Source organism: Winogradskyella echinorum, assembly GCF_014297365.1.
In the GTDB taxonomy this organism is placed as follows: domain Bacteria; phylum Bacteroidota; class Bacteroidia; order Flavobacteriales; family Flavobacteriaceae; genus Winogradskyella; species Winogradskyella echinorum.
Genome location: NZ_JACOQD010000001.1, coordinates 97,887 through 110,340, shown reverse-complemented (window position 1 = coordinate 110,340; position 12,454 = coordinate 97,887). Strand labels below are relative to the sequence as shown.

General features: G+C 29.5%; 10 protein-coding genes. 9 read left to right on the top strand and 1 reads right to left on the bottom strand.

Annotated elements, in window-relative coordinates:
• Positions 1-192 precede the first annotated feature (192 nt).
• The 9 genes from H8K90_RS00430 (at position 193) to H8K90_RS00390 (ending at position 11,299) form a co-directional block, all read left to right on the top strand.
• Complete coding sequence (locus H8K90_RS00430) at positions 193-972, top strand: hypothetical protein (RefSeq protein WP_186843975.1); 780 nt, start codon at positions 193-195, stop codon at positions 970-972.
• Positions 973-974: 2 nt separating this feature from the next.
• Entirely contained in the window at positions 975-2,831 is a 1,857-nt protein-coding gene (locus H8K90_RS00425) for a S8 family peptidase (protein ID WP_186843974.1), read from the top strand.
• Positions 2,832-3,148: 317 nt separating this feature from the next.
• Positions 3,149-4,021 carry a GNAT family N-acetyltransferase gene (locus tag H8K90_RS00420; protein ID WP_186843973.1) on the top strand — a complete coding sequence of 291 codons (873 nt, stop codon included), beginning with the start codon at positions 3,149-3,151 and terminating at the stop codon, positions 4,019-4,021.
• 131 nt (positions 4,022-4,152) lie between these two features.
• Complete coding sequence (locus H8K90_RS00415; RefSeq protein ID WP_186843972.1) at positions 4,153-5,043, top strand: UbiA prenyltransferase family protein; 891 nt, start codon at positions 4,153-4,155, stop codon at positions 5,041-5,043.
• Positions 5,044-5,052: 9 nt separating this feature from the next.
• Positions 5,053-6,813: a glycosyltransferase family 39 protein gene (locus tag H8K90_RS00410; RefSeq protein WP_186843971.1), complete on the top strand. Its 1,761-nt coding sequence runs from the start codon at positions 5,053-5,055 to the stop codon at positions 6,811-6,813.
• A 2-nt stretch (positions 6,814-6,815) separates the two neighbouring features.
• Positions 6,816-7,409 carry an HAD-IB family hydrolase gene (locus H8K90_RS00405; RefSeq protein ID WP_186843970.1) on the top strand — a complete coding sequence of 198 codons (594 nt, stop codon included), beginning with the start codon at positions 6,816-6,818 and terminating at the stop codon, positions 7,407-7,409.
• A gap of 97 nt (positions 7,410-7,506) precedes the next feature.
• Positions 7,507-8,691 carry a DegT/DnrJ/EryC1/StrS family aminotransferase gene (locus H8K90_RS00400; RefSeq protein ID WP_186843969.1) on the top strand — a complete coding sequence of 395 codons (1,185 nt, stop codon included), beginning with the start codon at positions 7,507-7,509 and terminating at the stop codon, positions 8,689-8,691.
• Positions 8,692-10,002, top strand: coding sequence for an O-antigen translocase (locus H8K90_RS00395; RefSeq protein WP_186843968.1), 1,311 nt, complete (start codon positions 8,692-8,694; stop codon positions 10,000-10,002). It begins immediately after the preceding gene.
• Between the two features lie 10 nt (positions 10,003-10,012).
• Positions 10,013-11,299: an O-antigen translocase gene (locus tag H8K90_RS00390; protein WP_186843967.1), complete on the top strand. Its 1,287-nt coding sequence runs from the start codon at positions 10,013-10,015 to the stop codon at positions 11,297-11,299.
• A 7-nt stretch (positions 11,300-11,306) separates the two neighbouring features.
• On the opposite strand, the gene H8K90_RS00385 is transcribed toward H8K90_RS00390, so the two are convergent.
• Positions 11,307-12,446: a glycosyltransferase family protein gene (locus H8K90_RS00385; RefSeq protein WP_186843966.1), complete on the bottom strand. Its 1,140-nt coding sequence runs from the start codon at positions 12,444-12,446 to the stop codon at positions 11,307-11,309.
• Positions 12,447-12,454: the final 8 nt, after the last annotated feature.

Here is a 12,454-nt window from a genome sequence, read left to right as displayed (position 1 = left end):
TAAAAAGAGAAATACTGAAAAGTGTTTCTCTTTTTTTTTGTCATAATTTTTTTTTTGATAACTTTAAATTCCTTAAATAGATTTAATTTTTGTTGACCAACAAATAACATTTTACCCTTAAAAAATGTTGTAATGAACTCTTTGAGCTCATAATTCAAAATCTGAATTATTAACAATTAAATCTAATATATTATGAGAAATTTAGTTTTATCATTAAGCACTTTAATGCTTTTTAATTTTGTACATGCTCAATGGACAACAGATAGTTCTGGTGCATTATTTACAACGCAAACTTTGAGAATTGGAGAGTATAATACTGGAAAAAACCCATATAGAATGTGGTATGAACCTTCGGCAGACCACTTTTATTTTGCAATGAAAAATAACACTGATAAGAGTGTTTTTAGTGTGAGTTATAATGATGCATCTACCTATATGGCTTTAAAAAATCGATTAGGGTCAGACTTGTTTAAAGTTGGTATTCTCGGAAGTGATACCTCAATGTTTTTGCATATGCCTTATTCAGATTCAAGATTAGTAATAGGTAGTACTGGAAGTTATTTGCTAAGTGAAGGACATAAGCTAGTTATTAAAAATGGAAGCGCAAAAGTTGAAGGAAACTTCTTTTCTACTGGAAGTATAGGTATAGGGACCATGTCTTTCGTTGATGGGGCTGATACTTACAAATTATCTGTAGAAGGCAAAGTCAGAGCTCATGGAGTCAAAGTTTATACGGATTGGGCTGATTATGTATTCGAGGAAAGTTATAAACTACCAACTCTTGAAGAGGTTGAGAAATATATTAAAGAAAATGGACATCTAAAAGATATTCCAAGTGCTGAAGAGGTTGAAGAGAGCGGTATTGATTTAGGCGAAATGAATAAACTCTTGCTGCAAAAAATAGAGGAACTAACACTTTATACAATTGAGTTGAAAAAAGAGATAGAGGTATTGAAATCTAAAATAGATTAGTTATGAAGGTTAAGATATTTATTTTAATACTACTAATTTGTTTTTCAGATGTTTTTGCTCAGGAAAATTCAGTGTTTTTTGCGGAGATACCTAATTCAAAATATATACCTGAGATTTCTCATGATGCAAATGGAAAACTTATGGGTTCGACAAAAACAGGGAATAAAAGTTTAGACAACCTTATTAACTCTTATAAAATTTATGATGTTAACAGAGTGTTTAAAAACTCTAATCAAGTTTCATTACAGAACATTTATATGATTATTTGTAATGACTTAGCATTAATGGACAATTTGTATAACAACTATAAAACTTACTATCCTAGAGTAGAGAATGCAACTGGTAAAACGCTATTAGATCCAAATGATTTTGGAACTAATGGAGGGTATACTGTCGATGACCAAGAAGAGTTAAATTTTATTAGAGCTAAAGAAGCTTGGGACATAACTACGGGTTCATCAGATATTATAATTGGGGTTGCGGATACCAATTTTATGACAAATCACGAGGATTTGATAAACACATTAACAGTTGCAGTTAATGCAAGTTCAAATAATATTAATGGTCATGATCATGGGTCAAGAGTAGCTTCTAATGCAGCAGCAGAAACAGACAATTCTAAAGGCATTGCTGCTATAGGACATCAATCCTATATATATGGAGGAGTTGGTCTTAATGCAAGTGTGTTAGATGATCTATCACAATTGGATAATGTAAAAGTTGTAAATGCAAGTTGGTATGATAATACATCTACAAATCCACCAACAATAACTAATACTCTATATGCAGATATTAACGATAGAGGTGTTGTTACAGTTGCTGCTGCGGGTAATGGTGGTGGTTTTGATGCTACAAAGTTTTATTATCCAGCCTCTCATAATAATGTTATTTCTGTATCTGCTATAGGTCATAAAGATATAACATTTGATTATGGTGATGGAGTTACCTATCAAGTTTTTCATAACGGACATGATAGAATAAGAAATGGGGTGTCAAGCCCTTTTCAGCATAACGACTCCATAGATATTGTAGCCCCAGGTTATCATATATCTGAAGTTAAAAGATTAGGGACTAATGTAACGAATGGATATGGTTTCAAGGATCAAGGTACTTCATTATCAGCGCCAATTGTAGCAGGTACTATAGCATTGATGTTTGATGTAAATTATTGTATTGATCCAAAAGAGGTTGAAACTATTTTGAAATTGACAGCTATAAAAATAGATACCTTACCCCAAAACTTATCATATCATGGGAAGTTGGGAGCAGGCAAACTTGATGCGTATAAAGCTGTAAAAATGGCAAAAGATATGGCAGAACCATATGGCACAGTTGAGGTGAAAAACAGGATTTTATATAGACCTTGGTTTTATAAATTAGTAACGGCACCTTATGAAATAAAAATGGATAATAATGATGTGTCTGCTCAAGCAAAAATAAAATTTAGAGCTAGAAATAATATTGAAATATTGAGTGGAGATTATTATCCAAGTTCTGGTGGTTATATTGATCTTAAGATTGATGAATCCATTGCATTAAATTGTCCACCAGCACCAACAATGGCTAAACGAGGATATAACATAAATATCAATAATATAAAAGAAGAAAAAATTTATTTTGAAGTTTTTCCTACCTTGATTGAGGATGGAACAGAGATCGTTAATTACGCTTTAAGTAAAAATAGTCAGGTAGATATTAAAGTATATAATTTATATGGTATAGAAGTTTATGACAAAAAAAGAATTACAGCTAAAAAGGTAAAGTTAAACCTGTCTAAGCTAACTGAAGGAATTTATGTAATTAAAATATTTAATAGTAAAGGAAGCATTTTGCATACTCAAAGAGTAATTAAAAAATAGATTATTATTTAAGAACATAAAAAGATGAATTGAAGAATGATTAAAGAGAAATACTGAAAAGTGTTTCTCTTTTTTGTTTAAATAAGAGGATTTTGTTTCTAGCTTTAGATAAGATGCTTATTAAACTTGGTCTTAAGCTCAATAAAAACTTTAATAAATGAAACTCCCAAAAGTTTAGTTTTTTATTTACTTTGGTCTCAAACTAAAAAACAAACACCATTTTTTCAGTAAAAAAATATCAGCCTAACTTACAGTCCGAGTGGGATAGTTTTGTAAAAAAAGCAAAGAACGCCACATTTTTGTTTCAGAGAAATTTTATGGACTATCATAGCGATAGGTTTAAAGATTTTTCTGTAATGATCTATAAAGATGAAGAATTGTATGCTTTGCTTCCTGCAAATGTGGTTGGTGATAGAGTGATTTCTCATCAAGGATTAACTTACGGAAGTTTCGTGCTTCAGGATAAAGCAAAATTATTTCATGCTCTCGATGCTTTTAAGGCCATGCTTGCCTTTTATGAAGCTGAAGGTATCAAAGAGCTAGAGATAAAAGTGATCCCAACATTTTATAATAAAATGCCTGCCGATGAGCTCGACTATTTTCTTTATAAAGCGAATGCACAATTATTAAAAAAAGAGGTGTTAATGATTGTAGATTATGCTCATAAATTACCTTTTCAAAAAAACAGAAGAGAAGGCGTAAATAAGGCATTACGCGCTGGTCTAGAGCTTAAAGTAGATGCTAATTTTAAAGATTTTTGGAATAATGTTTTAATACCTAATTTAAAAAATAAACATGGCATTAATCCAGTTCATTCTTTAGAAGAAATAGAATTACTAGCTTCTCGTTTTCCAAATAATATTAAACAAGTAAACATTTATAAAGGTGATACAGTTGTAGCAGGCACTACTGTATTTTTAACAGAAACAACTGTGCATCCTCAATATGTGTCTGGTAATGCAGATAAAAATGCTTTTGGAAGCCTCGATTTGGCTTATGATTATATTATTAACAAAATGTGCGATGATAAGCGATATTTCGATTTCAATATTTCGAGTGAAGACAATGGTAGCAAAATTAACGATGGGCTAATTTTCTGGAAAGAAAGTTGCGGAGCAAGAAGTTATACTGCAAATACATTTGTTGTTGAAACGAATGTTCATAAAACTTTAGAGATACCTCGCGTATAGCAGTGGTCTTAGTTTTTAAAAATGGTACTATAATTATTATACTCTGAATTTCTTATTTATCTCGGAGTGTTTTTATATATATATTTACCTTTTATAATCATTTTATTAATTTTTGAATTCAAAAGTATGCAATGAATCAATACTTAAATAAGTTACCTTATTTTACATCATTAATGCGAGTTCCACAATGGATTAAGAATCTATTTGTTTTTCTTCCCATGTTTTTTAATAAACAGTTTGTGTCTTACGATAGCCTTTTACAAGCAAGTATTGCTTTTATTTCATTTTCATTAATAGCAAGTGCAATTTATTGCTTTAATGATATTGTTGATATAGAGTTTGATAAAAAACACATTAAGAAAAAAAATAGACCAATTGCCTCTGGTTTAATTTCTAAAAGAGAAGCTCAAATATGCATGTTTATTTGCATAGTATTGGGTTTTTTAACGTCGTATTTTTTTAATGGTTTAGGGTTGTTTTGGGTAATACTTAGCTATTTTATAATCAACATATTATATTCACTAATGTTTAAACAAATCGTTGTTGTTGATGTTGTTTTTATAGCTGTTAGCTTTGTGTTAAGGTTAATAGCAGGAAGTGTTGCTACTAATACGAGACTTTCTCATTGGATAATAATAATGGTAGTTCTATTAGCTCTTTTTCTTGCTTTTGCTAAGCGACGAGATGAATTGATTATTTATTTAGAAGAAAAGGTGTTGGTAAGAAAAAACATCGACAAATATTCGCTTAAACTTTTAGATGCTACTTTAAAGATTTTGGCATTATTAATAATTATATTGTATTTAATGTATTCATTTTCTGAAGAAATTAAGATGCAATTCAATAGTGAATATATATGGCTTACATCTATCTTTGTAGCTTTAGGATTGTTTAGATATGGTAGGTTAATTCAACTGAGACATAACTATGTCAATCCGACAAAAATATTACTTAGAGATTTTCCTTTGCAACTTATTGTTATTGGTTGGATTACAAGTTTTTATATTATTATATATACATAATTTTTTGTAGTGAATTTATTTCTGAAAGTAAAAAGAGTTTATACAAACTATCCATTAGCTTTAACAATAAGTTTTGTCTTAATTGTTTTGTTTTTGTTGGCTTTACAGGGTTTTGATGTTGTAGATGAAGGTTGGTATATGACATTTTACCAACAGTTTTACAATCATCCTGAAACGGTGGAATATAATTTTGCGTTTTACTTAACGGGTATTATTGGCGGATTGTGGTATGAACTATTTCCAACAGGTGGTATTTTGTCATTTCGCATTCTAGCAATGTTGTGCATGGTTTCGACTTTTGTAGTTTCATATAAAATACTTTCTAAGTATATGCCTAAAAATTATGCTATTATAGGATTATTGATGATTCTCTTTGTTAATGATTTTGGCTATGTGGCTTTTTATTACAATCAATTATCGGCATTTTTTGCAGTGCTTATCATTTACTTTTTGCTTAAAGGAATTAATGAAAAACATAAATTATCATTGCTAATTGCAGGCGGCTTAACAGCAATTAATGTATTTTCTAGATTACCAAATATTACATTATTTGCCTTTAGTCTTGTTTTTCCTATACAACTATTATGGACTAAATCAATAAAAGCAAAATATTGGCTTAACCAATTGCTTGTATATGGCTGTGGTGTAGTAATTGGTTTTGGTATTATCTATATGGTATTAGTTGCACTCGGTCATACACACATAATGCATAATGCTATTTTAGGTATATTGGATAAAGGTCAAAACACAGGGAGTAATCATAATTTTTCGAAACTTTTACTGGTTTATATAAAGGAGTATGGTTTAATAATTAAGTCATTTTTGAAATTAATAATAGTATTTGCAATTTTATCTTCAATAGGTAAAGTATTATCTGGGGCTTCTAAATTTATAGGGTATATTCTTGGGGTGATTCTATTTGCTTGTGTTTTTAGAATTAATGCTATTTATTCATTATATGCATTAGGAATTATAGGATGTTTAAGTTTACTTTTTTTAAATAAAGTAAAGCCTAATTATAAAACCTTATGTCTTCTAGCATTAATAATGATGTTGTTCTTACCCTTAGGTAGTGATGGTGGTATTCATAATGCTGGTTATGTGTGTGTTTGGCTAGCATTCCCAATATTTTTTTATGCTATAGAATTTATTAATGATGCTTTTTTTAATTTAGAAGCTAATAATTTTTCATTAAGAAAGATGAAATTACTAAGTGTTGTACCATATATGATTGTCGGCTTTTTTATACTTAAAGCGTACAATATTTCTTATGAAGCTTATTTTGATAAAGGAAGTAGAATTTATAAAGTTTTTTCTGTAAAAAATGATTTAGCTAAAGGTATTTATACTACTAAAGAAAGAGCGCAAATTTTTAATGAGTTATTATCCGAGCTAGAAAAATATATTAGTAGAGACGATTATTTATTGGCCTATGATAAAATTCCAATGGTGAATTTTTTAACACAAACAAAGCCTTATATGTATATTTCTTGGGTGTGGGTATATGACGGTGTAATGTTTAAGAAACAATTACATAGAGCAGAAGAAGAGATAGGTGTTTTACCAGTTGTGGTACAACAAAAATTTGAAACTATTGGTACGTTTTCTGAACCTGTTTTAGATTATTTGTCAGAAGAAAAAGAAGAAAGTTATAGGTATAATAAAGGACGTGTTATTGCTATGAATGATTTTTTACGTCGTAATCATTATGAAATTGTATGGAGTAATCCCTACTTTAATATATACAAGCCAAAAATTAGCAATTATTAGTTATGAATCATATTGTAGCCTTTGATTTTGATGGAACGTTGACAAAAAAAGATTCCTTTATTGAATTTATAAAATTCTCTAGAGGCAAGACTATATTTTATTTAAGTCTTCCTTATATTATTGTAGTTTGGAGCCTGTCAAAATTAAAATTGATAACAACACATAAGGCCAAAGAAAAAATTTTCACCTTTTTTTTTAAAGGAATATCTAAGATAGAATTTGATAATTTATGTGATGATTTTATATGTCAAATAAATAATATACTACGTGATGACTCTAAATCTATAATAAAAGATCATCTTATAAAGGAAAGAAAAGTGCTTATTATTAGTGCATCAATTGAAAACTGGATACAACCTTGGGCAACAGCTATTGGAATTGACTCTGTACTGGCTACTCAAATAGAAATAAATAGTAATGGGGAGTTGACAGGTAGATTTAGTTCACTTAATTGCAATAAGGAAGAGAAAGTAAATCGATTATTGCAGGTGTTTCCTAATATCAAAGAATTCCACCTTACAGTTTATGGTGATACTCAAGGGGATAAAGCGTTGATGAAAATTGCAGATAAAGTATTTTATAAAACCTTAAGTTAAATACCGTATTGCGGCAAGATTTATCTTATAGTTAAATAAATCTCATATTTTAGCATTATATAATTTCGGGATTTTAATAGAATGAATTATATATTGTATGATTAAATTTCTAGACTTACATAAAATCAATAATCGTTTTAATGATAAATTCAAGGATGCATTCAGTAAATCCTTAGAAGATTCCCGTTTTATATTGGGTAATAATGTTTCCAAGTTTGAAAATGAATTTGCAGCTTATTGTGGTACTAAATATTGTGTTGGAACGGCAAATGGATTAGATGCACTCACATTAATTTTAAAAGGTTATGTACAACTCGGTGAATTAAAAAAAGGGGATAAGGTTATAGTCCCAGCAAATACGTTTATTGCGACAATTTTATCCGTTTTACATGCTGATTTAGTTCCAGTTTTAGTGGAACCAAATCCTGAAACATACAATTTATCTACAGTAGAGGTTAGGGATAATCTTAACGATGAGGTTAAGGCTATTATCATGGTGCATTTATATGGTCAATTAGCAGATGTTGAAGGTTTAAAACAACTCGCAAATGAATACAACTTAATTTTAATTGAAGATGCTGCACAAGCTCATGGAGCTATCGCAAATTCCAAAAATCAAAAACAAAATTCCAAAGCTCAGACACAAAACACAAATTGTGATGGTTCGATTTCAACTTCAACTTCAACGTCGTGTTCTTTCAGAGCGGGCAACCTTTCTCATGCCGCAGCTTTTAGTTTTTACCCAAGTAAAAATTTAGGAGCGCTTGGAGATGGAGGTGCAATAACAACTAACGATTCAGAATTATTCGAAACTGTAAATCTGTTGCGTAATTATGGAAGTAAGGTTAAGTATAAAAATGAAATTATTGGCTATAACAGTCGTTTAGACGATATGCAAGCTGCATTCTTAAGCATCAAACTAAAGTCCTTGGATAAGGATAACCAAAGACGAAGAGAAATAGCCAAGGCTTATTTAGATGGTATTAATAATTCAAAATTAAAAATGCCCATCTATAATGGGTCTCAAAATCATGTGTTTTATGCTTTTGTAGTTGAGGTAAATGATAGAGAAGGTTTTACAAAATTTTTAAACCTAAATAACATTGAATGGCTGATTCATTACCCAATTCCGCCGCATAAGCAGCAAGCCTTAAAAGCATTTTTACATTTTAGTTTACCTTTAACCGAAAAGATTCATAAAAGAATAATAAGTTTGCCAATCAGTCCTGTTATGACTAATAAAGAAGTACAAACTGTAATTGATGTCCTAAACACCTACTAATTGAAAAAGTTTTTTAACTATATAAACAGCGAAGTACTTGTAAAGTCTGCGAGTTTAAATACAGCTAATATTAGTATTAAGATTTTAGCAGGTATTTTAATCTCTAAATTTATTGCGGTTTATATAGGTCCTCAAGGTATGGCACTTATTGGTAACCTAAGAAATTTTTTAAGTGCCATACAGTCTGTTGCTATTTCTGGGCTTTATAAAGGTGTAGTTAAATTTATTAATCAATTTAAAGAAGATACGGTTGCCCTCACTAAAATCCTTTCCACAGTTTTTTATTTTGGATTTTTCTCGTCAGTATTTCTAGCTTTTATGTGCTATTATAATGCGCAACTTATTAATGATTTAATTTTTTCTACAAACTATAATTATGCTTATGTCATTGAGACGTTAGCATTAGTATTACCATTTTATGCGCTTAATATGTTTGCATTCTCCATCATGAATGGGTTTTCTAAATATAAAATTTTATTGATAATTAATATTATAGGACAAATCTTAGGGCTTTTAGTGACCTTAATTTTAATTTATCAAGAAAACATTGATGGTGCTTTAGTTGCTGTTGTTATAACACCTGCACTTAATCTGCTTATAACCATTGTAGGTATTGCTTTTAGAAAAAATTTAGTGAATTCAATAAAAATTACTAATGTTAGTTTATCCGTATTAAATAAATTAAGTCCTTATATGATCATGGCCTTAGTTAGTGCAATTGCTTTACCTATTGTAATGATTATTATTAGAAATTATTTAATTTCTGAAATTGGGATTAAAGCTGCTGGCTACTGGACCGCCATAACACGTGTCTCAGATTATTACCTCATGTTTATTAATTCTTTAATGGCACTCTATATTTTACCGCGTTTTGCTGAAATCAATTCGAAAAAAGAATTTAGAAAGGAAATATTTAGTTTTTATAAAACTGTTATGCCTGTATTTTTAGCGCTATTGCTTATAATTTATCTTAGTAGATCGTTATTGGTAAATCTATTGTTTACAGAAGACTTCAGGCCAGTAGAGGACTTGTTTGGCTATCAAATTTTAGGTGATATTTTGCGTGTGCTTTCTATGGTAATAGCCTATCAGTTTTTAGCAAAAAAGATGTTTATGCACTTTATTATATTAGAGATATTTTTATTTGTCATTATGTATTTCTCAAGCATTTTTCTAATAGACGAATTTGGACTTAAAGGAGCAGTAATGGGTCATTGCTTGAGTTATTTTCTGTACTTCGGAATAATATTATTAATATTTGGTAGTTCATTATTCGGTGTACTTACAGAAGAAGGTTTAGACGACCATTAAAAAGATATACGTGAAGCTTCCAAAATTTATTAGTAATAATATAGTGCTTAAGATTACTTCGCTTAATGCTGTAGTTATTACTATTAGATTAATTATTTCTGCATTTATGCAATGGCTTTTGGCGACGATGGTTGGTGCTGCTGGTATTGCTAATATCGGAACGATAAGAAATGTAATGTCAATGCTTACAAGTACTTCTACATTGGGCACATTCAATGGAATTGTAAAGTATGTCGCAGAATTTAAAAAAGACCAACCCGAGCTTTCTAAGTTATTTTCTACTGTTACCGTTTTTTCAATAATTGGGTCGTTTTGCTCTGCAGTAATTCTATTTTTTGGTGCATCGTATTTATCAAATTATCTGTTTAATTCTACAGACTTTATTTATATTTTTCAAATCTTAGCTGTAATTGTTCCTTTTATTGCTATAAACAGAGTAGTTAGTGGTGTTGTTAATGGTATTTCAGATTACAAAAGGTATGCTAAAATTGAACTGATTAGTTATACTCTAGCCATTGCAGCCCTTGTTTTTGGACTTTATTATTCAGAGTTAAAAGGTGCGCTTATTGCTATTGCTATTGCGCCTGTAATTCAGTTAATAGTATTAGCAATGGTTTTTGGTAAAACATTGAAAGCCTATGTGCCATTTAGCTCGTTAAGCCTAAACTTAAGTTATAAAAACAAGTTGTTGGCATTTACATTAATGTCATTTATTTCCACAATATTATTGAATTATATAGAACTAGATGTAAGGACTTTAATATCTGATGAGATTAACATTGACGAAGCAGGTTATTGGACGGCTATTACTTTTATCTCAAGAAACTATATGGTATTTGCTACTGGATTATTCACTTTGTATGTTTTACCAAAATTTGCCAGCATACATACTAAACACGATTTTAAAAACGAAGTCATTAATATTTATAAAACCATTTTACCCATTTTTGCACTAGGTATGATTTTGGTTTTTCTTTTAAGAAATTACATTATTAAGTTTATTTATCCAGAATTTACAGGAATGGAACCCTTATTTAAATGGCAACTATTGGGTGATTTTATAAGATTAGGTGCCTTGGTGTTGTCTCATCAATTTTTGGCAAAACGCCTGGTTAAAAGTTTTATAATTACTGAAGTAATCTCGTTAGGTCTGTTTTTTATACTTTCAAAGTTATTTATACAACATTATGGAACAGAAGGTGTTGTAATTGCTCATTTTGTAAGGTATATACTCTATTTTATAATTGTTGTTTTTGTTATTAGAGCATATTACAACACTGTAATTTCAAAAAAGTAAATAATTTTTATAAATGTTTCTGCCACGTTTTTAAATATTGCTCAGCAACATACTTGTGGTTATGGTAAGTTTCTACAAACTGCCTAGCATTAATTGAAATATCAATAATTTTTTCAGGGTTTGTAATCAGCCATTCTAGTTTATTGGCTATACGTTCTGCATCTGGTAAAGCGTTAATTGCAACAGCGTCATCAATAAGATTATAATAGTCTAGCCATTCTTTTTCGGCACCAGTAAATACAACTTTACCCATCGCCATAGCTTCTAAGGCATTGAAACCTTGGTCGAAAGCATAGACTTGGTCTAACATTATATGAGCTTCATTATATGATTTTATGTATTCATTATAAGGCAAACTTCTTACGGTTACAACTTTTATTTTATCAGAATATTTGCGATTTATTATAGATAAAGCTTCTTCAAAAATATCACTACCCTTTTTGTAATAACTATGTGAATTAATACCATGAAAAATCACAATTTTATCTTCAATTTTCAATTTTTTAAATTCTAATTCTTCTGTATTTATTGGATTAGGTATTAACCCTAAATATTTAGGATGATTTTTTAATGGTAAGTGATAATCTAAATCTGAAGCAATAACACCTTCAATCGATTGATAAATATGGTTATGAAGTTCTATAAAATCTTGTTGTAAAAATTTTAAACCATAATTGCTTAAAAATTGATGTTTTCCATTTAAATATGGAGTAAGAATTGAATATCTTGGTTTGCCGTCGTGTGCATATTTTATACTTATATAATCAGCACCACATGATAAGAGAAATACTTTTTTATTCCAAGTTGAAATTAAATCGAAAATATCTTTTTCAATGGATGCTGTGCATCCAAAAGAAGCTTCATTAATAAATTGCACAATATCAAAGTCACTAATTTTAGGTTTTAGCTTAATGATTTGTTTCTTAATTTGGAGCGATTCGAGGTCAATTTTTGTCAACCTATAAATTATATTTTTAAATTTTTTTAAAAAACCTTTTGTGTATTTTTTATGTATTGGTAAATCCACATCATAATTCTTAAAGCCATCTTTTGTAGCAACTATTGTTACGTCATGGTTAAGCAATATTAATCCTTCTTTTAAAGAATTATGAAGCCTACTATATTCACCAACCAATAAAATCTTCATTAAACTCG